This window comes from Mycobacterium branderi (genome assembly GCF_010728725.1).
Lineage (GTDB): Bacteria > Actinomycetota > Actinomycetes > Mycobacteriales > Mycobacteriaceae > Mycobacterium > Mycobacterium branderi.
In genome coordinates this window covers 1,358,369-1,381,084 of sequence record NZ_AP022606.1, presented here as the reverse complement: position 1 = coordinate 1,381,084, position 22,716 = coordinate 1,358,369, and the positions used below count along the sequence as shown (strand labels likewise).

Here is a 22,716-nt window from a genome sequence, read left to right as displayed (position 1 = left end):
CCGCGCACGGTATACATATGTTCACTCAAACTTTGAAGGAGCGGGTGCTGGGCTCCGGCCTGGTCGACCTGCTCACCGGACCGCACGGCGTCGACCGGTACACCGAGCAGCTGGACCCGACCTGGACGCTGGGCGAGGCCCGCGCCAAGGTCGTCGACGTCCGCCGCACCCCGCGCAGCGTCACCCTGACGCTGCGCCCCAATGCCGCGTTCGACCGCCACGTCCAGGCCGGCCAGTACGTCAACGTCACCGTCGACGTCGACGGCCGGCGCCACACCCGGTGCTACTCACCGGCCAACGCCGAAGGCTCTCCGTTTCTGGAGCTGACGGTCGGCCGGCACGACGGCGGGCTGGTCTCGTCGCACCTCTACGAGCACGCCCGCCCGGGCATGGTGGTGGGGCTGGCCGGTGTCGGCGGCGACTTCGTGTTGCCGACACCGCGGCCGCGTCGCATTCTGTTCGTCTCCGGCGGCAGCGGCATCACCCCCGTGATGGCGATGCTGCGCACGCTGGTCGCCGAGGGCCACACCGGTGAACTCGCGTTCGTCCACTACGCGCGCACCCCCGCGGAAGCCAACTACCGCGACGAACTCGCCGCAATGCCACGTGTGCGGGTGCTGCGCGGCTACACCCGATCCGGCGACGGCGACCTGGACGGCCGCTTCGGCCCCGAGCACCTGGCGGCGGCCATGCCGTCGCCGGACGCGGTATTCGTCTGCGGCCCACCGGCTTTGGTTTCCGCGGTGCATGAGCATTGCGACAACGTCTACACCGAGAGCTTCGTGGCGCCGACTATCGAGGTGCCGGCCAAACCGTCGGGTGGACGAGTGACTTTCGCGGACAGCGGGATTGAGGTGGTCGACGACGGCCGCTCCTTGCTGGAGCAGGCCGAGGCGGCCGGGCTCACACCGGAAAGCGGATGCCGGATGGGCATCTGCCACACCTGTACCCGCCGCAAGACCTGCGGCGTGGTGCGCAACCTGACCACCGGCGCGGTGTCGACCGCTCCCGACGACGACGTCCAGATCTGCGTATCGGTCCCGGTCGGCGACGTCGACATCGCGCTATAAAACCCACCCCGCTCGACTGTGAATCTGGCTACGGCCATTCGGCGTGTCACGTCGTGAGATTCACGGTCGGGTTTTGAAAGGAGTCACGATGACACAGCCCAAGATCACCCTGACGCCCGAGCAAGCCGAGGAATTCGGTCGCGAACTCGACGCCATCAAGGAACGCGTGATGGCCGATCTCGGTCAGCGCGACGCCGACTACATCCGCCGGGTCATCAAGACTCAGCGCGCACTCGAGGTCGGCGGCCGTGCGCTGCTGTTTCTGCCGCCGGCCTGGCTGTTGGGCACCGCGATGCTCGGGGTGGCGAAGATTCTCGACAATATGGAAATCGGCCACAACGTCATGCACGGCCAATACGACTGGATGCGCGATCCTGCGATCTCGGGCCGCACCTTCGAGTGGGACACCGCCTGCCCGGCCGACCAGTGGCGCCACTCGCACAACTACATGCACCACACCTACACCAACATCGTGGACATGGACCGCGACATCGGTTACGGCATCCTGCGGATGAGTGAAGACCAGCCGTGGGAGCCGTACTTCCTGGGCAACCCGGTCTATGCCTTCCTGCTGATGGTGCTGTTCCAGTACGGCGTCGCGCTGCACGAGTTGGAGACCGAGCGGATCCGTGCCGGCGAGATCCGGCTAGCCGACAAGCGTGAGATCCTGCAAGGCATCTGGCGCAAGACGCGCCGGCAGACGATGAAGGACTACGTCGCCTTCCCGCTGCTGGCCGGCCCGTTCGCGCCGTTCGTGTTCACCGGCAACCTGACGGCGAACCTGATGCGCAATGTCTGGTCCTACATGATCATCTTTTGCGGGCACTTCCCGGACGGCACCCAGGAATTCTCCAAAGAGGAGACCGAGAACGAGACCCGCGGCAGGTGGTACTTCCGGCAGATCCTCGGTTCGGCAAACCTGACCGGCGGCAAGCTCTTTCACGTGCTGTCCGGAAACCTGTCGCACCAGATCGAGCACCACCTGTTCCCCGACATGCCGGCCCGCCGCTACGCAGAGATCGCGCCGGAGGTGCGCGAGATCTGCCGTCGCTACGGCATCCCGTACAACTCGGGGCCGCTGCACAAGCAGTTCGCCACCGTGGTGCGCAAGATCATCAAGCTGAGCCTGCCGACGAAAAAGCGGGCCGAGGTGCAGCCAGTCGCCGTCGCTGCCTGAGCGTTGAAATTGCGCTCAGGGTCGTGCTTTTCGTAAAATCACGACCCTACGCGCAATCTCGACGCCGGATACGCTCCGCACGTTCCTCGCCGCGTGAGCGTCAGTCGACGCCGATGGTCACCTCGGTCGCCTTGATGAACACCGTCGCGGGCTGACCGGCCTTGAGGCCCAGGTCGATTGCGGCGTCCTTGGTGATCGACGAGGTGACGACCTGATCGCCGCCGTCGAGCCGAACCTTGACGGTGGCCATCACACTGCCGAGGTCGACGTCGGCGATGGTGCCCTTGAGTTGATTGCGTGTCGATAGCTGCATCGCGGTCCTCCGGGTGGTCGGTCTGCCATGAGCCTAGGCGTGCACACCTCCGGGCGCGCGGTTTCAGCGGCGAGAGCCGAGCAGCGCAACCGACGCGGCGACCGCGGGCTCCACGATTTCCCGCACGTCTTTGCCGTCTTCGACAGCCAGCGCGGTCAATTCCCGCAGGCCGCCCAGCAGGATGACCGCCAGCGGCGGCGTCAGCGGCGGCACGTCGGCCCGCCGGAATCCCGCGCTTCCACTGAGGTCGACCAGCAGGTTGGTCAGCTGTTGTAATCCGCGGCGCTGCACCGGCCGCGCAGCATCGCCCAGCGACGGCAGCTCCCTGATCCAGCTCAGCGTGACGGCCGGCCGCTCCTCGATGTGGCTGACGTAGGCCTCGACGGCCTGACGGATCTGCTGCGTCCAGTCCGCGTCCGGGTCGACGGCCGCCTCGATGTCCTGGCCGAGTTGTTCGTTGTTGGCGTGCAACAACTCGAGGAAACACTGCTCCTTGCTGGCGAATTGGTCGTAAAAGGTCCGTTTTGACGTGCGGGCGTGGCGCACGATGTCGGCCACGGTGGTGGCGCGGTAACCGCGCTCGCCGATCGAGGCGGCGAGGCCGTCGAGCAGCCGACGCCGAAACGGATCGACGTCGACCGAAGCCGCGTCTTCAGCGACCACCGTCACGCTCCACACCTCCCTCTCGTCGCGAACCCTTGCCAGCTCCTGGTACTACCCGGTACCGTACCTCAGTACACCGTGGTACACGGCGGTACCACGCGGATGTTGGGAGTGCACTGTCATGAGCGCCATCGAGACCCACACGACCACCGCACCGCCGGCAGTTCGCGTGCCGCCGGGGCCACGGGTTCCAAAAGCCTTGCAGGGCATCGCCTTCGCGTTCGCTCGGCGGCGGACCGTCCAAGAGATGGTGCGACGCTACGGCGACATTTTCACCCTGAACCTGCCGGTGTACAGCCGGACTGTGGTGGTGGCCAACCCCCAGCTGGCCAAGCAGGTCTTCACCACCAGCCCCGACGAGCTGGGCAACATCTATCCCAACCTGAGCCGGTTCTTCGGGTCGGGTTCGGTCTTTGCGCTCGACGGCGACGATCACCGGCAGCGGCGGCGACTGCTGGCGCCGCCGTTTCACGGCAAGAGCATCAAGAACTACGAGGACATCATCGAAGAAGAGACGCTGCGCGAAATCGCCGGCTGGCCTGAGGGGCAGCCGTTTCCGACGCTGCCGTCGATGATGCGGATCACGCTCAACGCCATCCTGCGGGCGGTATTCGGGGCCGAGGGCGCCGAGCTCGACCAGCTGCGGCGCATCATCCCACCCTGGGTCACGCTGGGCTCGCGACTGGCACAGCTGCCCAAGCCGACCCGGACCTATGGCCGCTACAGCCCGTGGGGCCGCCTGGTCGAATGGCGACGCCAGTACGACCTCATCGTCGACAAGCTCATCGAGAACGAGCGCGCGGACCCGCGCTTGGAAGAGCGGGCCGACGTGTTGGCGCTGATGTTGCGCAGCACCTACGAGGACGGTACGGCCATGTCGCGCAAGGACATCGGCGACGAGCTGCTGACATTACTAGCCGCCGGACACGAGACCACCGCCGCCACGCTGGCCTGGGCATTCGAACGGCTGAGCCGGCACCCCGACGTGCTCACCGCGCTGGTGGCGGAGGCCGATACCGACGACAACGAACTGCGCCAGGCGACGATCCTGGAGGTGCAGCGCAACCGGACCGTCATCGACCTGGCCGGCCGGCACGTCTACACGCCGGTGTATCGGCTCGGCGACTGGGTTCTTCCGCGTGGCTACTCGATCATCGTCAGCATTGCGCAGATGCACGCCAACACCGACGCCTTCGGAGATCCCGACCGCTTCGACCCGAAGCGTTTCATCGGGTCCAAGCCGTCCAGCTTTGCCTGGATTCCGTTTGGTGGCGGCTCCCGGCGCTGCGTGGGCGCCGTGTTCGCCAACACGGAAATGGACGTGGTGCTGCGAACGGTGTTGCGGCACTTCACGATCCAGACCACGACGGCGCCGGGCGAGAAGTGGCACTCCCGTGGTGTCGCGTTCACGCCGAAGGACGGCGGACGGATCGTCGTGCATCGCCGTTAGTCTGCTGGCTCTTGGATCAAACCATGACTGGTGAGCGGCGAAGCGCGGTGCGTGCATTGCTGTTCGATGTGCAGGGCACGGCCACCGACTTTCATTCGACGGTGCGCGCTCGCGCCGAAGCGCAACGGATCAGCAATGGCCGTCACCCGCAGGTGGATTGGGGCCGGTTTGTCGACCGGTGGCGCGCGGCGTACTTCGCGGCGCTGGAGTCGGCGACGCCCGACCGTCAGAAGTGGACCACCGTGCACTCGGTCTACCGCAAGGCCCTTGATGACTTGCTTGAAGCAGACGGCATCACAAACTTCTCTGTTGCCGAGCGAGAAGAACTGACGTTGGCCTGGCAGCGGCTGGTGCCGTGGCCTGATGTGGTGCCGGGCCTGACCCGGCTCAAGTCGCGGTTCACGTTGGCCACGTTGTCCAACGCAGATGTGTCCGCGGTGGTCAACCTATCGAAGCGCGCGGGCCTGCCCTGGGATGCGGTGTTTACCGCCGAGATGGCCGGGGTGTTCAAGCCAGACCCCGCGATCTATCACATGGCCGCGCAATACCTCGGCCTCGAGCCGGCCCAGATCATGATGGTGGCCAGCCACAAATACGACATCCGGGCCGCGTCCCTGCTCGGCTTTCAGACCGCCTTCGTCGCCCGCCCGCTGGAGTTCGGGCCCGGTGGCGTAGTCGATACCACCTACGAGGACGAGTTCGACGTGAACGCCGCCGATTTCCTCGAACTGGCCGGCCAGCTCGGCTGCTGAGCGGTGAAGGCCGCGGCGCGCGGTTTACGATGCACCGCAATGAGTAACGCAAACGACGCCAACCAGCTCGTGGACATGATGAACGGCGCCATGGCGTCCACCATCCCGATCGCACACAAGATGGGCGTCAAAGTCGTCGAGGCACGGCCGGGTTTCGCGGCCACGACCGTCCCCGCCGAAGGCAACGGAAACCACTTCGGCGTCATCTATGCCGGCGTGCTGTTCACGGTGGCCGAAGTCCTCGGCGGGATCATTCCGCTGATCACCTTCGACAGCGCCAAGTACTTCCCCCTGGTCAAAAGCCTCGACATCCAGTTCGTCGCGATGGCCAAATCCGACGTGCGTGCCGAAGCCAGCCTCGACGAGCAGGCGATCGCGCGCATCGAGGCCGAGGCCGCCGAACGCGGCAAGGCCGACTTCACGCTCGACGCGGTGGTCACCGACGCCGACGGCCAGACCGTCGCCACCACCCGCGGTCTGTATCAGCTCCGCGCGCACACTCGGTAGCGCGACCAGACGCGCAGTCGCACGATCCGCTTGGCGGCGTGCGATTCTACGTCTGCTCGGCAGCGGCGCGGCGCGGCAGCTTCCAGTCGGGGCGGACGTAGTGGCACGTGTAGCCGTTGGGATAGCGCTCCAGGTAGTCCTGGTGCTCGGGCTCGGCCTCCCAGAACTCGCCGGCCGGGCTGACCTCGGTGACCACCTTGCCCGGCCATAGCCCGGACGCGTCGACGTCGGCGATGGTCTCCTCGGCGATCCGCTTCTGCTCGTCATCGAGGTAGAAGATCGCCGACCGGTAGCTGGTTCCGACGTCGTTGCCCTGCCGGTTCTTGGTGGTCGGGTCGTGGATGCCGAAAAAGAACTCCAGCAGCGTGCGGTAGTCCGTTTGCGCCGGGTCGTAGATGATCTCGATGGCCTCGGCGTGGCCGGGGTGATTGCGGTAGGTGGGGTGGGCGTTCTCGCCGCCGGTGTAGCCGACCCGCGTCGACACCACGCCGGGCTGCTTGCGGATCAGGTCCTGCATGCCCCAGAAGCAGCCGCCGGCCAGGATCGCCTTCTTGTTGCTCGTCATGCTTTTCAGGATAGGAACTGCTCGACAAAGCTGGGTAGAACGTGTTCTAGTTTTCCCGTGACCACGTTCACCCGTGACGAGCTCTCGGTCGCGTTCGCAAAGTTCGAGCAGACCGTCGCCCGGGCCGCCGAGACCAAGGACTGGGACGCCTGGGTGGAGCACTACACGCCCGACGTCGACTACATCGAACACGCCGCGGGCACCATGAAGGGCCGCGACGAGGTGCGCGCCTGGATCACCAAGACCATGACCACGTTCCCGGGCAGCCACATGACCGCGTTTCCGTCGCTGTGGTCTGTCATCGACGAACCCACCGGCCGGATCATCTGCGAGCTGGACAATCCCATGAAAGACCCCGGCGACGGCACGATCATCAGCGCGACGAACATCTCGATCATCACCTACGCGGGCGACGGCCAGTGGTGCCGCCAGGAGGACATCTACAACCCGCTGCGCTTCGTGGCGGCGGCGATGAAGTGGTGCCGCAAAGCCCAAGCACTCGGCACCCTCGACGACGACGCCGCCCGCTGGATGCGGCAATACGGAGGACACGCATGACCCCCAAGCTCGTTATCGGCGCCAACGGCTTTCTGGGCTCGCATGTGACCCGCCAGCTCGTGGCCGACGGCGCCGACGTGCGGGTCATGGTCCGGCCGACCGCCAACACCCGCAGCATCGACGACTTGGCGGTCACCCGGTTTCACGGCGACGTGTTCGACACCGCCACGCTGCGCGAGGCAATGGACGGGTGCGACGACGTGTACTACTGCGTCGTCGACACCCGTGCGTGGCTGCGCGACCCGGCGCCGTTGTTTCGCACCAACGTCGACGGCCTGCGCAACGTCCTCGACGTCGCCGGTGACGCGGATCTGCGCAAGTTCGTCTTCACCAGCAGCTACGCGACGGTCGGTCGGCGGCACGGCCATGTGGCCACCGAGGACGATCCGGTCACGGGCCGGGTCACCCCCTACGTCGAATCCCGGGTCCAGGCCGAGGAATTGGTGCTGCGGTACGCGGCGCAGCACGCTCTGCCCGCCGTCGCCATGTGTGTCTCGACGACGTACGGCAGCGGGGACTGGGGCCGCACCCCGCACGGCGCTTTCATCGCCGGCGCGGTGTTCGGCAAGCTTCCGTTTTTGATGGACGGCATCGAGTTGGAAGTCGTCGGCGTCGACGATGCCGCCAGGGCGCTGATTCTGGCCGCCGAGCGGGGACGCAACGGCGAGCGCTACCTGATCTCCGAAAAGATGATGCCGCTCAAGGAGGTCGTGCGGATCGCCGCCGACGAGGCGGGTGTGCCGCCGCCGCGGCGCTCGATTTCGGTGCCGATGCTCTACACACTTGCCGCGATCGGCAGCCTGCGCGCCCGGCTGACCGGCAAGGACGCCGAACTATCTTTGACGTCGGTGCGGATGATGCGCGCCGAAGCCCCCGTCGACCACGGCAAGGCGGTCCGCGAATTGGGTTGGCAGCCAAGGCCGGTCGAGGAATCCATCCGCGAAGCCGCCCGGTTCTGGGCAGACCTGAAAAACGCCAAGGGCAAGACCGCCGCACCCGGCTGAACACCACGCCGACCCTCGTTCAGGGCACTCGACGGCGGACGCGCAGGACTAGCCTCGGGCGGCGTGACTAGCGAAAAGGTGCGCGTCGATCTGACCGGGGCGCCGCAGACCATGCTGGCGACGCTCTACGCCAAGGCGCTGGACGCCGACTTCCCGAAACCGGTCCTGGGCGATCGGTATGCGAAGGAAATCGTCGAGCGCATCGATTACGACTGGACGAAGACGACGATCAACGCGCGCCGTGCGCCGTCGGTGACCACCCGCACGGCGCATTTCGACGCCTGGGTGCGTCAGTTTCTCGCGGCGCATCCGCAGGCGACGGTGCTGCATCTTGGCTGCGGGCTGGACGCCCGGTTCTTGCGGCTGCAGCCCAGCCCGGGCGTGGAGTGGTACGACGTCGACTATCCCGAGGTGGTCGCGCTGCGCACCCAGCTGTACCCCGGCGACGAGCACTATCACGTCGTCGCCGCATCCGTGACCGACCCGGCATTGCTGGCAGAGATTCCCCGCGACCGGCCGACGCTGATGATCGGCGAGGGCCTGACGATGTATCTCACCCAGGAGGACGGTGTCGCCCTGCTGCACCGGGTGGTCGACCGATTCGGTTCGGGTGAACTGCAATTCGACGCGTTCAACTGGCTCGGGATCCGCTCGCAGGTGCTCAACACGGTGGTGCGACGATCGGGTTCCACGCTCCGGTGGGCTATCAACAAACCTGAGGACATCCTCGACGCTGTGCCCGGCGTGCGGTTGCTGGCCTGGCAGCGCTGGTTCGAGTCGCCCACCTTCGCGCAGCTGTCGGCCTCGACCCGCGCGATGGGCAAGGTCATGGCGTTGGTGCCGGCGGCCGCCGATATGGCGCAATACCACCGCTACGCATTCGGATAACCGGGAATCTTCTCGCCGGTCGGGTGTTGCATGTGCTATTGACGACCCGAGGAGATGTCACCATGAGCCACCGTCCTGTCTTGGAGCCGACCGCCGGGCACCCGATCACGATCGAGCCGACCGCAGGGCGGGTCCGGGTTCGCGTCAACGGGGAGACCATCGCGGACACACGCGCAGCGCTGGGCCTGCGTGAGGCGACTATCCCTGTGGTGCAATACATTCCGTTCGACGACGTGGTCTCAGAGCGGCTGACACCCAGCGACACCAGCACCTACTGCCCCTTCAAGGGCGACGCCAGCTACTTTCATGTGACCACCGCGGCCGGCGACACCGTCGAGGACGCGATCTGGACCTATCGCGAGCCCTACCCTGCTGTGGCCGCGATCGCCGGCCATGTCGCGTTCTATCCCGACAAGGCCGAGATCAGCGTCGAACCCGACTAATCGAACACCTCTGCTGCAAGACGAGTGTCGCTGTATTCGCGCAGTGAGGTGATCATGCCGTCGCGGGTCTCGACGATGAACACGAACGGGCTGTCGTAGCGCACCCCGTCGGACGTCACGCCCTCGCCCTGCGCCTCGATCACCACGCTTTCGCCGTCGTTGAGGCAGCGGATGAGGTCGAAGTTGAGGTGCAGGCTGCGTGTGCGCCGCTCGACCTCTCGCCGCAGAGCCGCCTTGTCGACCGATTTGCGGGTCACGATGCTCCAGTAGGTGAAGTCGTCGCTGAGCAACTCGAAACATTCGTCGACGTCTGCGCCGTCGGACAGGCACTGCAAGAACATCCACGCCAGTTCGGCTTGCGGGTCGTCGAACGGGGTGGTCACAACCGCCATCCTGTCGCGGAAGACAGCAAGGGGTCAATTGTCCACGGCCAAACCTATGATCCTGGGGAAGTGAAGACCGCCCGCACCGTCACGTTCCCGGGCGTGGTCAGTCCCGGGATCACGCTGGCCCCGCTGCGCCGCGGCCCACGCGACCCGTGCTTCCAGGTAGCCGCCGACGGCGCGATCTGGCGGACCAGCCTGTTGCCCAGCGGACCCGTCACGGCGCGGCTCATGCGTGCGGCGGCCAACGCCGTCGAGTGCACAGCATGGGGCAGCGGCGCCGACGAGTTCCTCGACGCCCTGCCGGCTTTCCTCGGCGCCGACGACGACGCCTCGGATTTCGCGCCGAGTGATCCCACCGTCGCCGCTGCGCACCGGAAAGTTCCGCACCTGCGGCTGGGCCGCACGGGACGGGTGCTGGAGGCGCTCATTCCGGCCGTCCTCGAGCAGCGAGTGCCCGGCGCCGACGCGTTTCGGTCCTGGCGCGTCTTGGTGACCAAATTCGGGACGCCGGCGCCCGGGCCGGCGCCGCCGCGCATGCGGGTACCGCCGTCGGCCGACGCGTGGCGCATGATCCCGTCGTGGGAGTTTCACCGCGCCAACGTGGATCCCGGCCGGGCCCGCACCGTCGTCGGCTGTGCGCAGCGGGCGGCGTCGCTGGAACGGCTGGTGTCGCGTCCCGCCGTGCAGGCCCGCGACGCGCTGACGTCGCTGCCGGGTGTCGGCGTGTGGACAGCGGCCGAAACGGCGCAACGGGCATTCGGCGATCCTGACGCGCTGTCGGTGGGCGACTACCACATTCCCAAGATGATCGGCTGGACGTTGTTGGGCCATCCGATCGTGGACGACGTCATGGTCGAGTTGCTGGAACCCATGCGGCCGCACCGCCACCGAGTGGTCCGGTTGCTGGAGGCCAGCGGTCTGGCGTACGAGCCGCGCCGTGGCGCACGGTTGCCGGTGCAGGACATCCGCTCGCTTTAGTGGTTACCGGGCGCGGTCATCGGGTACCCGGGAGGCCGGAAGTGACCGTGTGCGAACGACATTAGGGAGCAATTGATGACGCAGTTCACCGTGCCCGGGATGACCGACAAGCAGGGGGCCCGGGTCGCTGAGTTGCTGCAGAAGCAGCTGAGCACCTACAACGATCTGCATCTGACGCTGAAGCACATTCACTGGAACGTCGTCGGTCCCAACTTCATCGGCGTGCACGAAATGATCGACCCGCAAGTGGAATTGGTGCGCGGCTATGCCGACGAGGTCGCCGAGCGCATCGCGACGCTGGGCGCGTCACCGCAGGGCACCCCGGGCGCGATCATTCGCGATCGCAGCTGGGACGACTACTCGGTCGGCCGTGACACCGTGCAAGCGCACCTGGCGGCGCTCGACGTCGTCTACAACGGCGTCATCGAGGACATCCGCCAAGCGATTGAGGAGACTGAGGAACTCGACCCGGTCACCCAGGACATCCTGATCGAGCAGGCCGCCGAGCTGGAGAAGTTCCAGTGGTTCGTGCGGGCGCACCTGGAAAATGCCGGCGGCAAGCTGGCCCACGAGGGAAAGCCCACCGAACGGGGCGCCGCCAAGGCCGCGCGCGGCAAGGCGTAGTCGCCAGGGAATAATCGGACTGCGGTCCGGTTATAGCGGGTATCGGCATCAGGAGGTAACCATGCCCGCTATAACCGCAGACACCCTGACCTTGCCGCGAGTGATCGCGGCCGGTCCCGCAGACACCGAACGGCCGGTGCGGTCGATCACCACCGGACCCCGGGGCTACGAAGGAGAGGGGTTTCCCGTCGTCCGAGCGTTCGCCGGTGTCAGCACCGCCGCCCTGGATCCGTTCGTGCATATGGACCAGATGGGCGAGGTGGATTACCCGCCGGGCGAGCCGCGAGGCACCGACTGGCATCCGCATCGAGGCTTCGAAACCGTCACCTACATGATCGACGGCCGCTTCGCGCACCAGGACACCCACGGCGGCGGAGGCCTGATCACCGACGGCGCGACGCAGTGGATGACGGCCGGTTCCGGCATCATGCACATCGAGACCCCGCCCGCCGAGCTGGTCGAAAGCGGTGGCGTCTTTCATGGCGTGCAACTGTGGGTGAACCTGCCCAAAAAGGACAAGTTCGTCTCACCGCGCTACCAGGCCATCGAGGCTCGAGACGTCAAACTGCTGTCCTCCGACGACGGTGGCGCGCTGATCCGCATCATCGCCGGCGACATCGACGGCCACCGCGGTCCCGGCGTCACCCATACGCCGATCACGTTGGCGCACGCCACTATCCAGCCGGGGGCGCGGCTGAACGTCCCGTGGAACCGTGACTTCAACGCACTGGTGTACGTGCTGTCCGGGCGTGGGAACGTCGGCCCGGTGGCTCACCCGGTCCACCAAGGCCAGTTGGCGGTTCTCGGAGCCGGCGACCGCATCAGCGTCGCCGCCGAATCCTCCCAGGATGCGCATCGGCCTGCGCTGGAAGTGCTGATCCTGGGCGGCCGGCCGATCCGCGAGCAGGTGTTTCATTACGGGCCGTTCGTGATGAACACCAAGACCGAGGTGATCCAGGCACTCGAGGACTTCAGCGCCGGCAAGTTCGGCAGCGTCCCACCCAACGCGCTGATGCCGCACCGGGTCCGTCGCTCGGCGAACTCGAGCTGACGGCACTCCAGCAAACTCAACCACACGCTGGAGCGGAGCAGTCGACGGCGCTAGCCGTGGGCGCAAGGTCGGTCCTGCGCGGGGCCGGTGATGGCCTCGGCAGCCGAACCCGCTGACGTCGTTAGACGTGCGTAGAGTGCCCGTTGGCAGAGTCGGCTTCCCCGGGTGTGAGAAGTGATCTGTGGCACAATTGGAGGGTGCCGCATCCCGCGAGCCGGGGGCCCGGTCGCCCCCCCGCAGCGAAGGCGGCCGAGACCCGCAAGCGCATCTTGCTTGCGGCTCGCGAGGTGTTCAGCGAACGCGGATACGACGCCGCCACGTTCCAGGAGATTGCGCTGCGCGCCGACCTGACGCGCCCGGCGATCAATCACTACTTTTCCCACAAGCGGATGCTGTACCGGGAAGTGCTGGAACAGACCAACGAATTGGTCGTCAATGCCGCTATCGCGCGTGCGCGGCGGGAGGCGACGCTGGTCGAGCGGATTTCGGCGTTCCTGACGGCAGCGGCCGAGGCCGACTCTGAAAACCGTTCCGCCGCAAGGTTTCTGGTTACCGCGGTGCTGGAATCGCAGCGCCATCCCGACCTTGGCGACGCCGAGACGGACTCGCTGCGACGGTCCCGCGAATTCGTCGGCTGGGCCGTCCGCGACGCCATCCAACACGGCGAACTCGCCCCCGGGACCGATGCCGGGCCGCTGACGGAGGTGTTGGTGGCGGTGCTGTGCGGTGTCGGCTTCTACTCGGGCTTCGTGGAAGGCGCCCATGAGGTGGCCGCGATCATCGAGCAGGCCGAGCGTTTGCTGGCCGCTGCACTGACAGTGAAATAGCACACAGCGGCATATAGCTTGCCTAAGTTACTAGGTAACATGAGGCTGGCATGACTGATCTGGACGAAGTGCGCTCCGTACGAACCGACGGCGACAGCTGGGACATCGCGACCAGCGTCGGCTCCACCGCCGTCATGGTGGCCGCGGCCCGCGCCGTGGAAACACAGTCCCCTGATCCACTGATTCGCGACGAGTTCGCGCGGGTGCTGGTGTCGGCGGCGGGCCCCGCGTGGGAGCGACTGGCCAGCCCAGACCTGGAGTGGATCGGCGACGACGAGCATGGGCGCCGCTCGCACCGGGTGGCCTGCGACTACCAGGCCGTGCGGACCCATTTCTTCGACGAGTACTTCGGCGCCGCCACGAAGGCCGGCATCCGGCAGGCGGTGATCCTGGCCGCCGGACTGGATTCACGTGCATATCGGCTGGGGTGGCCGGCCGGAACCACGGTGTACGAAATCGACCAGCCCAAGGTCCTGGAGTTCAAAACCAGCACCTTGGAAGCGGCAGGGGCCCTTCCCAGGGCGACGCGACGGGCCGTCGCAATCGACTTGCGCGAAGACTGGCCCGCTGCGTTGGCAGCGGCCGGTTTTGACCGCTCCCAACCGACCGCGTGGCTGGCCGAGGGCTTGTTGCCCTACCTGCCCCCTGATGCTCAAGACCGGCTCTTCGAAATGGTCACCGCGCTGAGCGCAGCCGGCAGCCAGATCGCCGTCGAGGTGTTCAGCTTCGACCGCGGCAACGAGCGACGCCAGGCCGCCCGGCGTGCGCGGTGGCTGCGCATGCGAAGGCTCGGCCTGGACGTCAACGTCGAAACCTTGACCTACCGCGACGCCGACCGCGCCGACGCTGCCGCCTGGCTGACCGACCACGGCTGGCAGGTGCACACGGTGAGCAATCGCGACGAGATGGCACGGCTGGGTCGAGCGGTTCCCGAGGACCTGACCGAGGAAGCAATCAGCAGCACGCTGCTGCGGGCCCGCCTGGGAGAACCATGAGCACGATGCGTACCCACGACGACACCTGGGACATCGCGACCAGCGTGGGGACCACCGCGGTGATGGTGGCCGCCGCCCGTGCCATCGAAACCGACAAGCCGGACCCGCTGATCCGCGATCCGTACGCCAAACTCCTGGTGAGCCAGGCGGGGACCGGTGTCTGGGAGACCATGCTGGACGAGTCGATGGTCGCCAAGGTCGAGTCGCTCGACCCCGAGACCGCGGCGGTCTTCCAGCACATGCGCAGCTACCAGGCGGTGCGTACCCACTTTTTCGACGAGTACTTCGCCGCCGCAATGGCCGCCGGAATCCGCCAGGTGGTGATCTTGGCGTCCGGCCTCGATTCGCGTGCCTACCGGCTGGACTGGCCGGCCGGCACCGTCGTCTACGAGATCGACCAGCCCAAGGTGCTGGACTACAAGTCCTCGACGCTGGCCCAACACGGCGTCACGCCGTCCGCCGACCGTCGTGAGGTGCCGATCGACTTGCGCCAGGACTGGCCGGCCGCGCTTCGCGGCGCGGGCTTCGACCCGGCAGCGCCGACGGCGTGGCTGGCCGAAGGCCTGCTGATGTACCTGCCCGCCGAGGCCCAGGATCGGCTGTTCACGCAGATCACCGAATTGAGCCCGGCCGGTAGCCGCGTCGCGGTCGAGACCGCGGCACGTCACGCCGACGAGCGGCGCCAGGAAATGCGTGAGCGGTTCCAGAAGGTGGCAGACCAACTCGGCCTCGAGCAGACCGTCGACGTGCAGGACTTGATCTACCACGACGAGAATCGGGCGGTCGTCGCCGACTGGCTTGCCGACCACGGCTGGAAGGTCACCGCACAGAACTCGGGCGACGAGATGCGCCGGCTGGGCCGGTGGGTGGAGGGCGTGCCGATGGCCGACGACAAAGACGCGTTCGCCCAGTTCGTCACCGCCCATCGCGCATAGTTCCCCGCCCTGCGGCAACCCTGTTGCCCAACCGGGTGGTTGGTTACGATTGGGCTTCCGCCGGTCAGGAAGGGGACCCCAATGACGACCGAGGCCGCAGCCAACACCACCAGCACCGTCACCCCGGCCGATGTCGCGAAGACGGTCGCCCGCTTACGGCAAACCTTCGCCACCGGCAAAACCCGCCCGGTGGAATGGCGGCGCGAACAGCTTCGCAACCTCGAACGCATGATGGCCGAGAACGAGGCCAAGATCGCCGATGCGCTGAATCAAGACCTGTGCCGCAAGCCATTCGAGGCGTGGATGGCCGACACGGCCACCACTGCCGGCGAGGCGCGCTACGCCGCAAAGCATGTCAAGAAGTGGATGCGCCGCAAGTACACCCGGCTCGAGCTTTCGCAGCTGCCCGGCCGCGGCTGGATCGAGTACGAGCCGTACGGCACGGTCCTGATCATCGGCGCGTGGAACTATCCGTTCTATCTGACGCTCGGCCCGGCCGTCGGAGCGATCGCAGCCGGAAACGCCGTGGTGCTCAAGCCTTCTGAGGTCGCGGAGGCGTCGGCTCACTTGATGGCCGAGTTGGTGCCGCGCTACCTGGACAACGACGCGATCGCGGTGGTCGAAGGCGACGCCGCCGTCAGCCAAGAGCTGCTGGCGCAGGGCTTCGACCGGGTGTTGTTCACCGGCGGCACCGAGATCGGCCGCAAGGTCTACGAAGCGGCGGCGCCGCACCTGACTCCGGTGACGCTGGAGCTCGGCGGCAAGAGTCCGGTGATCGTCGCCGCCGATGCCGACGTCGACGTCGCCGCCAAGCGGATCGCCTGGATCAAGCTGATGAACGCCGGGCAGACCTGCGTCGCACCCGACTACGTGCTGGCCGACGCCAAGATCCGCGACGAGCTCGTCAGCAAGATCGGTGAAGCCATCACGGCGTTCGGGTCCGAGGACCCGAATGGGATGCGGATCGTCAACCAGCGTCAATTCGACCGGCTGACAAGCTATTTGGCTGACACGAAGGGGAAGATCGCGGTGGGCGGCAAGTCCGACGCCTCCGATCTGCGGATCCAGCCGACGGTGGTGGTCGACCCGGACCCCGACGACGCGCTGATGAGAAACGAGATCTTCGGCCCGATCCTGCCGGTGATCTCCGTCCAGTCTCTGGACGAGGCAATACAATTCGTGAACTCGCGGCCAAAGCCGTTGTCGGCGTACCTGTTCACCAAGACCCGGGCCGTCCGGGAACGGGTGATCAAAGAGGTGCCCGCCGGCGGGATGCTGGTCAACCACCTCGCGTTCCAGGTGACCACCGCCAAGCTGCCGTTCGGCGGGGTCGGGGCGTCGGGGATGGGCGCCTACCACGGCCGCTTCGGTTTCGAGGAGTTCAGCCACCGCAAGTCGGTGTTGACCAAGCCGACCCGACCCGATGTGTCGGCGATGATCTACCCGCCGTATACAGAGAAGGCGTGGAAGTTGGCGCGCCGGCTGTTCTGACCCGCCGCGCCTCGCCCTTGTAGCCAGAAAGACATCTCACGAAGTTAAGAGTCAAGCCACTAGCGAGAGAGGAGGTGGAAACGCCAGGTGTTCGTTGTAGAGCCGGCCGGTCTGCAGGCAGTGGTGGAGTTGGCCGAGAAACTTGTTGAACAGGTGCCGTTGGGCTTGGTGGTTCCAGTCTCCGGCGGCGCGGCGGGCATCGTAGTGGCGACGCGCGCCCGGCGAGGCGCGCAGCGATCCCAGTGCCCAGATCGGGCCGACGGCGGCCAGTCGCCGGTTCTTGATGTGGCGGTGCAGGACAACGGTTTTCTTGCCGCTGGCGCGGGTGATGGGGGCGGATCCGGCGAAGGCTTTGAGTCCGCGGGCCTCAGCGAAGCGGGTTCGGTCATCGCCGATCTCGGCGAGCACCCGGGCGCCGGCCAACATCCCCAGGCCGGGGAAGCTGGTGATGATCTTGGCGTCCGGGTGTTGCTCAAAATGGGCGATCGCCGCCTCGGCCAGCTCGTCGGCCGCGGTGCAGGCGGCCTCGAGTTGGCGCAACAACGCCGCCAGTTGGATGCCCATCGCGTTTTCCACGGCCGGCGGTTGGTGCAGGTAGGTGTCGGTGAACACGGCGCGCAACCGCTCGATATCGCGGTCGAGATGGCGTCGGCGGCCAGCTTTGGTCAGCAGTCGGCGCAGCCGGGCGGGAGTCAGCGTCGCCGCCTGCGTTGGGGTCGGCGCAGCGGCCAAGATGGTGCGGGCGTCGGCGCGGGCCAGTCCACCCTCGGGCAGCCCGGCGAACGCGGCGATGGCGGCCGGGTAGAAGTCTTTGAGCAGGTCGCGGATCTGGTTGCCGATCTGCTGACGCGCCCAAACCGCATCTTGCTGGGCGCGGGCGAGCACCCGGATGGCTTGGGCCAGCTCGGTGTCGGCGGGCAGCGGTCGGTGCGCGGCGGCATCGGTGCGCACGATATTGGCCAGCAGCACCGCATCGGTGGCATCGGATTTGGCCCCCGACACTGCATGCCGTGCCCGGTACCGCGAGGCCGCCAGTGGGTTGATCGGGTAGATCACCCGGCCGGTTTCGCGCAGCGCGGCCACCCACAGTCCGCGATCGGTTTCGATCCCCACCGGGATTGGATGCGCGGCGCTGTCACCGGCCTCAGCCAGCAGCGTCAACAGAGCCGCGAACCCGGCCGCATCATTGCTGACCCGTCCGCGGGCCACCACACGCCCGTCGTCGTCGATGACGGCGACATCGTGATGTTCAGTGGCCCAATCAATTCCACAAAACAAGCCCAAGGTGTCATCACTCCTTCGATCGATGGTTATGCCGTCACCGGTGGACTCACGCGGCGCCCTAATCGCGGGACTCTTAGGTCCGTCATCTCACTAGCCGTCCGTGACTCCAGCTCACCGCAGGACCTCGTTCTATCGAAGAGCTCAAGGCTCGGGAAACACAGTCGGGAGGTCAACCCCGCGGTGGGCTCGGGCAACGGCATCCCACCACCACCGGAGGTGATCTGCCGCCAGGCGCGCCGTTCTTTCTCTAGACGTCGAGCGTCGGGACAAACCAGGCATCACCTGACAGCAGACCAACCAGGAAACAGACCCTGGTCGCCACCACGACCAGCAATCCATCCCTACTAAACGATTAGGACAGTTATGCCCGGAGTGCAGGATCGCGTCGTCGTCGTCACCGGAGCCGGTGGGGGATTGGGGCGCGAATACGCGCTGACCCTGGCGCGTGAAGGCGCCAGTGTCGTCGTCAACGACCTCGGCGGAGCCCGCGACGGGACGGGCGCCGGACATTCGATGGCCGACCAAGTGGTCGCCGAGATCAAGGACGCGGGCGGGCGTGCGGTCGCCAACTACGACAGCGTGGCCGAACAAGAGGGCGCCGAGAACATCATCAAGACGGCGCTCGACGAGTTCGGCAAGGTCGACGGCGTGGTCAGCAACGCCGGGATTCTGCGGGACGGCACTTTCCACAAGATGTCGTTCGAGAACTGGGACGCCGTGCTCAAAGTGCATCTCTACGGCGGCTACAACGTCATCCGCGCGGCATGGCCGCACTTTCGCGAGCAGAGCTTCGGCCGGGTGGTTGTGGCCACGTCGACCAGCGGGCTGTTCGGCAACTTCGGCCAGGCCAACTACGGCGCGGCCAAGCTGGGTCTGGTCGGTCTGATCAACACGCTGGCCCAGGAGGGTGCCAAGTACAACATCCACGCCAACGCGCTGGCGCCGATCGCCGCAACGCGGATGACGCAGGACATCCTGCCGCCCGAGGTGTTCGAGAAGCTCACACCGGAATACGTGGCGCCGGTGGTGGCCTACCTGTGCACCGAGGAGTCGGACGACACCGGATCGGTGTTCATCGTGGGCGGTGGGAAGGTGCAGCGGACCGCGCTCTTCCAAAACGAAGGTGTGACCTTCAAGGAGCCGCCGTCGGTCGACGAGGTGGCCGCGCAGTGGTCGACGATTACCGACCTTTCCGCAGCACAGCAGGCGAAGTTCTCGCTCTGAGCCACCGGTCGTGAAAGCCTGTGTGGTACAGGAGCTCTCGGGCCCTTCCGGGTTGGTGTACACCGACGTCGACGACGTCGCCGGCAACGACAACACCGTGGTCGTCGACGTGCGCGCCGCCGGTGTGTGCTTTCCTGACCTGCTGCTGAGCAAGGGCGAATACCAGCTCAAGCTGCCGCCGCCGTTCATCCCCGGCACGGAGACGGCCGGCGTGGTGGCTTGGGCGCCCGAAGAATCCGGTTTCGCCGTGGGCGACCGGGTGTCGGCGTTCGGGATGCTCGGCGGCTTCGCCGAGCAGGTGGCCGTTCCGCTGGACAACGTCATGCACAGCCCAGCGGAACTCGACGACGCCGAAGCCGTTGCGCTGCTGGTGAATTACAACACCATGTACTTCGCACTGGCCCGCCGCGCCGCGATGCGGCCCGGCGACACGGTGCTGGTGCTGGGATCCGCCGGAGGCGTGGGCACCGCGGCCATCCAGGTCGCCCGGGCGATGGATGCCGGCAAGGTCATCGCCATGGTCCACCGCACGGGCGCAACGGATTTCGTCGAATCGCTGGGTGCCGACGTGGTGTTGCCTTTGACCGACGGCTGGGCGCAGGCGGTGCGGGACGTCACCGACGGCCGCGGGGTGGACATCGTCGTCGACCCAGTGGGCGGCTCGGCATTCGACGACGCCATCCGGGTGCTGGCGGTGGACGGCAAGCTGCTGGTGATCGGCTTCGCCGCCGGCGGCATCCCCACCGTCAAGGTCAACCGGCTGCTGCTGCGCAACGTCAGCGTGGTGGGCGTGGCCTGGGGCGAATACCTCAACAAGGTCCCGGGTTCGGCCAAGCTGTTCGTCTGGGGTCTGAACCAGTTGGTGGCCCGGGGATTGAAACCGCCGCCGCCGCAACGGTATCCGCTGTCCGAGGGGCGTGCCGCGCTGCAAGCCCTGGCCGACGGCGGGGTGTTGGGCAAGGTCGTGCTCGAGCCGTAACCTGCCCTTCAGGTCAGCAGCGCTTCGCGGAGCCGGTCCACGTCGGACTCGGTGATCCCGGCGTCACGCAAGTAGCCCTCCAGCGAGCCGAAGGTCTCATCGATCGTCTGCCGCGCGGCGTCCAGGTACTCCTCGCGGACGCCCAACACCTCGTCGGAGAGCCGCGCCTCGGTGAATGTCATCACCTCGGGCGTCAATTCGGTCTCGGAGCGCTGCCTGATCATCTCCAGGATCTGCGCCCGCAGCGCCGGGGCGGCGTCGTTGCTGCGCAGGTAGTCCGCCAGCACGGCGTCGCGGTCGATGCCGATCGTTTCGAGCACCGTCGCGACCATGAAGCCGGTGCGGTCCTTGCCCGCGAAGCAGTGCGCCAGCACCGGGCGGCCGGCGGCCAGCAACATGATGACCCGGCGCAGCGCACGCTGGGCGCCGTTGTAGGTGGGGAACCGGCGGTACTCGTCGACCATGTAGCGGGCGGCGGCCTCGGCGACCGACTCCTCGCTGGGCTTCTCGGTCATCATCCGCTGCCAGGCATGTTCGTGCGGCGCAGCGCCGTTCGTCTCCTCGGCGGCGAGGTCGGGGATCGGCAGCAGGTGGATGTCGACGCCGTCGGGCACCCGGCCCGGGCCCCGTCGCTCGACCTCGCGTGGCGAGCGCAGGTCCGCGACATCGGTGATGCCCAGCCGGTTCAGTGCGTCACGGCCGTCGTCGTCGAGTTGGCTCAGCTCACCGGAGCGAAACAGCCGGCCGGGCCGAATGCCTGCCGACAGCGCCACGTCGCGGAAGTTCAGCGCGCCGGGCAGTTCCCGGATCTCGGTCGTCACGTTAGGTAACCGCCGCCGCGAAAGGGCTTTTCTCCCGGCCGATTTCGGCACGGGCGATCGACCGAAGGTGCACCTCGTCGGGACCGTCGAAGATCCGCATCGCGCGATGCCAGCCGTACAGCCGGGCCAGCGGTGTGTCGTCACTGACGCCGGCCGCGCCGTGCACCTGGATGGCGCGGTCGATCACATCGCAGGCCACCTGCGGAGCCACCGCCTTGATCTGCGACACCAACAAGTGGGCGGCCTTGTTGCCGTGCTGATCGATGGTCCACGCCGCCTTCTCACATAGCAGCCTGGCTTGGTCTATTTCGTTGCGGGACTTGGCGATTGCCTGCTGCACCACGCCCTGCTCGGCCAGCGGCCGGCCGAACGCCACCCGGTTACGGGCCCGGTTGACCATCAGCGCCAGCGCGCGTTCGGCCGCACCCAGGGCGCGCATGCAATGGTGGATGCGCCCCGGTCCCAGCCTCGCCTGCGCGATCGCGAAGCCGGCGCCTTCCTCGCCCAGCAGATTGGTGGTCGGCACCCGGACGTTGTCGTAGATCACCTCGCAGTGCCCGTGCTGGTCTTGCCAGCCGAACACGGACGTCGAGCGCACGACGGTCACTCCCGGAGTGTCGATCGGCACCAGGATCATCGACTGCTGCTGATGGCTGGCCGCGTCCGGATTGGTCCGGCCCATCACGATCAGCAGCTTGCAGCGGGGGTCGGCCGCGCCCGACGTCCACCATTTGCGGCCGTTGATGACGTAGTCGCCGCCGTCGCGGGTGACGGTGGTTTCGATGTTGCGGGCGTCGCTGGACGCGACCGCGGGTTCGGTCATCGAGAACGCGCTGCGGATCTGGCCGTCGAGCAGCGGTTGCAGCCACTGCCTGCGCTGCTCGTCGGTGGCGAACATGTGCAGGATTTCCATGTTGCCCGTGTCCGGCGCTGCGCAGTTGAGCGCCTCCGGAGCGATCTCCACGCTCCACCCGGTCTGCTCGGCCAGCGGGGCGTATTCCAGGTTGGTCAGCCCCGACTCGGCGGGCAGGAACAGGTTCCACAGCCCGCGTTCTTTGGCTTTGATCTTGAGTTCTTCGACGATCGGCGGCACGGTGTGGTCGCCGGGACCGGCTTCGTGGCGGTAGCGGTCGTATTCGGCCTCGGCCGGGAAAACGTACTGGGTCATGAAGTCGGACAGCCGCTTGTGGTAGTCGTTGCCCTTGGCCGACATCGCGAAGTCCATGACGGTCACGATAAGCCAGCATGGTGGCATGCCCGAGACCCGACCGCCGCTTCCGCCGTTCACGCTCGAGACCGCAATGCAGAAGGTCCAGTCCGCCGAGGACGCCTGGAATACCCGCGACCCGGAAAAGGTCGCGGCCGCCTACACGGTCGATTCGCACTGGCGCAACCGCGACCTGCACATCGTCGGGCGCGACGAGATCGTCGCCTTTCTGACCCGCAAGTGGCAGATCGAACTCGACTATTGCCTGCGCAAAAGCCTGTGGGCGTTCAGCGGAAACCGGATCGCGGTGCGGTTCCAGTACGAATGGCACGACGACGCCGGCCAGTGGTATCGCAGCTACGGCAACGAGCTGTGGGAGTTCGCCGACACCGGCCTGATGTCGCGGCGGGAAGCCAGCATCAACGACGTCGCGATCGCCGAGTCCGAACGCCGCTACTTCGGGCCACGCCCCGAAGCGGAGTACGGCGCGGACATCCCGCTGTGGTGACGACGATAAGGTGAGT

26 protein-coding genes are annotated in these 22,716 nt (G+C 66.9%); 19 read left to right on the top strand and 7 right to left on the bottom strand.

Translation table 11 applies throughout. The features are described from left to right. The first annotated feature begins 17 nt into the window (after positions 1-17). Together G6N47_RS07160 and G6N47_RS07155 are read left to right on the top strand one after the other, a co-directional pair. Positions 18-1,070 (top strand): ferredoxin reductase, encoded by a 1,053-nt coding sequence (locus tag G6N47_RS07160; protein ID WP_083134075.1) that lies wholly within the window; start codon positions 18-20, stop codon positions 1,068-1,070. 88 nt (positions 1,071-1,158) lie between these two features. Next, positions 1,159-2,247: a fatty acid desaturase family protein gene (locus G6N47_RS07155; RefSeq protein ID WP_083134074.1), complete on the top strand. Its 1,089-nt coding sequence runs from the start codon at positions 1,159-1,161 to the stop codon at positions 2,245-2,247. A 100-nt stretch (positions 2,248-2,347) separates the two neighbouring features. On the opposite strand, the gene G6N47_RS07150 is transcribed toward G6N47_RS07155, so the two are convergent. Together G6N47_RS07150 and G6N47_RS07145 are read right to left on the bottom strand one after the other, a co-directional pair. After that, positions 2,348-2,560, bottom strand: a complete 213-nt coding sequence (locus G6N47_RS07150) for a TOBE domain-containing protein (protein ID WP_062540208.1) — start codon at positions 2,558-2,560, stop codon at positions 2,348-2,350. 63 nt (positions 2,561-2,623) lie between these two features. Further along, positions 2,624-3,229, bottom strand: coding sequence for a TetR/AcrR family transcriptional regulator (locus G6N47_RS07145; RefSeq protein WP_083134073.1), 606 nt, complete (start codon positions 3,227-3,229; stop codon positions 2,624-2,626). A 115-nt stretch (positions 3,230-3,344) separates the two neighbouring features. Here G6N47_RS07145 and G6N47_RS07140 point away from each other — a divergent pair, with 115 nt between their 5' ends. From G6N47_RS07140 to G6N47_RS07130, 3 genes are read left to right on the top strand one after another with little or no spacing between them, the layout of a single operon-like run. Next, complete coding sequence (locus tag G6N47_RS07140) at positions 3,345-4,673, top strand: cytochrome P450 (RefSeq protein ID WP_083134072.1); 1,329 nt, start codon at positions 3,345-3,347, stop codon at positions 4,671-4,673. A gap of 23 nt (positions 4,674-4,696) precedes the next feature. Next, positions 4,697-5,425, top strand: a complete 729-nt coding sequence (locus G6N47_RS07135; protein ID WP_083134071.1) for a haloacid dehalogenase type II — start codon at positions 4,697-4,699, stop codon at positions 5,423-5,425. Between the two features lie 39 nt (positions 5,426-5,464). Then, on the top strand, positions 5,465-5,932 hold the full coding sequence (locus G6N47_RS07130) for a PaaI family thioesterase (RefSeq protein WP_232080142.1): 468 nt from the start codon (positions 5,465-5,467) through the stop codon (positions 5,930-5,932). Positions 5,933-5,978: 46 nt separating this feature from the next. On the opposite strand, the gene msrA is transcribed toward G6N47_RS07130, so the two are convergent. After that, complete coding sequence (gene msrA / locus G6N47_RS07125) at positions 5,979-6,497, bottom strand: peptide-methionine (S)-S-oxide reductase MsrA (protein ID WP_083134070.1); 519 nt, start codon at positions 6,495-6,497, stop codon at positions 5,979-5,981. 57 nt (positions 6,498-6,554) lie between these two features. Between msrA and G6N47_RS07120 the strand changes: the two genes are divergently transcribed. The 4 genes from G6N47_RS07120 (at position 6,555) to G6N47_RS07105 (ending at position 9,390) form a co-directional block, all read left to right on the top strand. Beyond that, complete coding sequence (locus tag G6N47_RS07120) at positions 6,555-7,055, top strand: nuclear transport factor 2 family protein (RefSeq protein ID WP_083134069.1); 501 nt, start codon at positions 6,555-6,557, stop codon at positions 7,053-7,055. Continuing rightward, complete coding sequence (locus G6N47_RS07115; protein ID WP_083134068.1) at positions 7,052-8,059, top strand: NAD-dependent epimerase/dehydratase family protein; 1,008 nt, start codon at positions 7,052-7,054, stop codon at positions 8,057-8,059. Before G6N47_RS07120 ends, G6N47_RS07115 begins: the two co-directional genes overlap by 4 nt. Positions 8,060-8,137: 78 nt before the next feature. After that, on the top strand, positions 8,138-8,947 hold the full coding sequence (locus G6N47_RS07110) for a class I SAM-dependent methyltransferase (RefSeq protein WP_083134124.1): 810 nt from the start codon (positions 8,138-8,140) through the stop codon (positions 8,945-8,947). Between the two features lie 62 nt (positions 8,948-9,009). Further along, a complete protein-coding gene (locus G6N47_RS07105) occupies positions 9,010-9,390 on the top strand; it encodes a DUF427 domain-containing protein (protein ID WP_083134067.1) in 381 nt (126 codons plus the stop codon). Here G6N47_RS07105 and G6N47_RS07100 read toward each other — a convergent pair. Then, positions 9,387-9,782, bottom strand: coding sequence for a nuclear transport factor 2 family protein (locus G6N47_RS07100; protein WP_139799695.1), 396 nt, complete (start codon positions 9,780-9,782; stop codon positions 9,387-9,389). The two genes, G6N47_RS07105 and G6N47_RS07100, sit on opposite strands and share 4 nt — an antisense overlap. A 60-nt stretch (positions 9,783-9,842) precedes the next feature. On the opposite strand from G6N47_RS07100, the gene G6N47_RS07095 reads away from it, so the two are divergent. From G6N47_RS07095 to G6N47_RS07065, 7 genes are all read left to right on the top strand, one after another. Further along, the gene (locus G6N47_RS07095; protein WP_083134066.1) at positions 9,843-10,754 is read left to right on the top strand and encodes a DNA-3-methyladenine glycosylase family protein; all 912 of its coding nucleotides are present in this window, start codon (positions 9,843-9,845) and stop codon (positions 10,752-10,754) included. Positions 10,755-10,829: 75 nt separating this feature from the next. Then, positions 10,830-11,378: a DNA starvation/stationary phase protection protein Dps gene (gene dps, locus G6N47_RS07090; protein ID WP_083134065.1), complete on the top strand. Its 549-nt coding sequence runs from the start codon at positions 10,830-10,832 to the stop codon at positions 11,376-11,378. Between the two features lie 61 nt (positions 11,379-11,439). After that, entirely contained in the window at positions 11,440-12,429 is a 990-nt protein-coding gene (locus G6N47_RS07085) for a pirin family protein (protein ID WP_083134064.1), read from the top strand. Between the two features lie 197 nt (positions 12,430-12,626). Continuing rightward, on the top strand, positions 12,627-13,256 hold the full coding sequence (locus G6N47_RS07080; RefSeq protein WP_083134063.1) for a TetR/AcrR family transcriptional regulator: 630 nt from the start codon (positions 12,627-12,629) through the stop codon (positions 13,254-13,256). 50 nt (positions 13,257-13,306) lie between these two features. Next, complete coding sequence (locus G6N47_RS07075) at positions 13,307-14,251, top strand: SAM-dependent methyltransferase (protein ID WP_083134062.1); 945 nt, start codon at positions 13,307-13,309, stop codon at positions 14,249-14,251. Positions 14,252-14,256: 5 nt separating this feature from the next. Then, complete coding sequence (locus G6N47_RS07070; RefSeq protein ID WP_139799700.1) at positions 14,257-15,186, top strand: class I SAM-dependent methyltransferase; 930 nt, start codon at positions 14,257-14,259, stop codon at positions 15,184-15,186. 81 nt (positions 15,187-15,267) lie between these two features. Beyond that, positions 15,268-16,677, top strand: a complete 1,410-nt coding sequence (locus G6N47_RS07065) for an aldehyde dehydrogenase family protein (RefSeq protein WP_083134060.1) — start codon at positions 15,268-15,270, stop codon at positions 16,675-16,677. A gap of 51 nt (positions 16,678-16,728) precedes the next feature. Here the strand turns inward: G6N47_RS07065 and G6N47_RS07060 are convergent, their stop codons facing one another. Beyond that, positions 16,729-17,955 (bottom strand): IS110 family RNA-guided transposase, encoded by a 1,227-nt coding sequence (locus G6N47_RS07060; protein WP_170294991.1) that lies wholly within the window; start codon positions 17,953-17,955, stop codon positions 16,729-16,731. Between the two features lie 369 nt (positions 17,956-18,324). On the opposite strand from G6N47_RS07060, the gene G6N47_RS07055 reads away from it, so the two are divergent. Continuing rightward, on the top strand, positions 18,325-19,185 hold the full coding sequence (locus tag G6N47_RS07055; RefSeq protein WP_083133241.1) for an SDR family oxidoreductase: 861 nt from the start codon (positions 18,325-18,327) through the stop codon (positions 19,183-19,185). 10 nt (positions 19,186-19,195) lie between these two features. Continuing rightward, on the top strand, positions 19,196-20,164 hold the full coding sequence (locus tag G6N47_RS07050; protein ID WP_083133240.1) for an NADPH:quinone oxidoreductase family protein: 969 nt from the start codon (positions 19,196-19,198) through the stop codon (positions 20,162-20,164). Positions 20,165-20,172: 8 nt separating this feature from the next. Here G6N47_RS07050 and G6N47_RS07045 read toward each other — a convergent pair whose 3' ends face one another. Both G6N47_RS07045 and G6N47_RS07040 read right to left on the bottom strand, forming a co-directional pair. After that, positions 20,173-20,985 carry a tyrosine-protein phosphatase gene (locus G6N47_RS07045; RefSeq protein WP_083133239.1) on the bottom strand — a complete coding sequence of 271 codons (813 nt, stop codon included), beginning with the start codon at positions 20,983-20,985 and terminating at the stop codon, positions 20,173-20,175. A 1-nt stretch (position 20,986) separates the two neighbouring features. Continuing rightward, on the bottom strand, positions 20,987-22,198 hold the full coding sequence (locus G6N47_RS07040) for an acyl-CoA dehydrogenase family protein (RefSeq protein WP_163659785.1): 1,212 nt from the start codon (positions 22,196-22,198) through the stop codon (positions 20,987-20,989). 40 nt (positions 22,199-22,238) lie between these two features. On the opposite strand from G6N47_RS07040, the gene G6N47_RS07035 reads away from it, so the two are divergent. Further along, on the top strand, positions 22,239-22,700 hold the full coding sequence (locus G6N47_RS07035; protein WP_083133238.1) for a nuclear transport factor 2 family protein: 462 nt from the start codon (positions 22,239-22,241) through the stop codon (positions 22,698-22,700). Positions 22,701-22,716 lie beyond the last annotated feature (16 nt).

Bases quoted from the DNA above. Each gene is read 5' to 3' on its own strand.
- G6N47_RS07160 (WP_083134075.1), top strand. From the start codon at position 18: ATGTTCACTCAAACTTTGAAGGAGCGGGTGCTGGGCTCCGGCCTGGTC.
- G6N47_RS07155 (WP_083134074.1), top strand. From the start codon at position 1,159: ATGACACAGCCCAAGATCACCCTGACGCCCGAGCAAGCCGAGGAATTC.
- G6N47_RS07150 (WP_062540208.1), bottom strand. From the start codon at position 2,560: ATGCAGCTATCGACACGCAATCAACTCAAGGGCACCATCGCCGACGTC.
- G6N47_RS07140 (WP_083134072.1), top strand. From the start codon at position 3,345: ATGAGCGCCATCGAGACCCACACGACCACCGCACCGCCGGCAGTTCGC.
- G6N47_RS07135 (WP_083134071.1), top strand. From the start codon at position 4,697: ATGACTGGTGAGCGGCGAAGCGCGGTGCGTGCATTGCTGTTCGATGTG.
- G6N47_RS07130 (WP_232080142.1), top strand. From the start codon at position 5,465: ATGAGTAACGCAAACGACGCCAACCAGCTCGTGGACATGATGAACGGC.
- msrA (WP_083134070.1), bottom strand. From the start codon at position 6,497: ATGACGAGCAACAAGAAGGCGATCCTGGCCGGCGGCTGCTTCTGGGGC.
- G6N47_RS07115 (WP_083134068.1), top strand. From the start codon at position 7,052: ATGACCCCCAAGCTCGTTATCGGCGCCAACGGCTTTCTGGGCTCGCAT.
- G6N47_RS07105 (WP_083134067.1), top strand. From the start codon at position 9,010: ATGAGCCACCGTCCTGTCTTGGAGCCGACCGCCGGGCACCCGATCACG.
- G6N47_RS07100 (WP_139799695.1), bottom strand. From the start codon at position 9,782: ATGGCGGTTGTGACCACCCCGTTCGACGACCCGCAAGCCGAACTGGCG.
- dps (WP_083134065.1), top strand. From the start codon at position 10,830: ATGACGCAGTTCACCGTGCCCGGGATGACCGACAAGCAGGGGGCCCGG.
- G6N47_RS07085 (WP_083134064.1), top strand. From the start codon at position 11,440: ATGCCCGCTATAACCGCAGACACCCTGACCTTGCCGCGAGTGATCGCG.
- G6N47_RS07075 (WP_083134062.1), top strand. From the start codon at position 13,307: ATGACTGATCTGGACGAAGTGCGCTCCGTACGAACCGACGGCGACAGC.
- G6N47_RS07070 (WP_139799700.1), top strand. From the start codon at position 14,257: ATGCGTACCCACGACGACACCTGGGACATCGCGACCAGCGTGGGGACC.
- G6N47_RS07065 (WP_083134060.1), top strand. From the start codon at position 15,268: ATGACGACCGAGGCCGCAGCCAACACCACCAGCACCGTCACCCCGGCC.
- G6N47_RS07055 (WP_083133241.1), top strand. From the start codon at position 18,325: ATGCCCGGAGTGCAGGATCGCGTCGTCGTCGTCACCGGAGCCGGTGGG.
- G6N47_RS07040 (WP_163659785.1), bottom strand. From the start codon at position 22,198: ATGTCGGCCAAGGGCAACGACTACCACAAGCGGCTGTCCGACTTCATG.
- G6N47_RS07035 (WP_083133238.1), top strand. From the start codon at position 22,239: ATGCCCGAGACCCGACCGCCGCTTCCGCCGTTCACGCTCGAGACCGCA.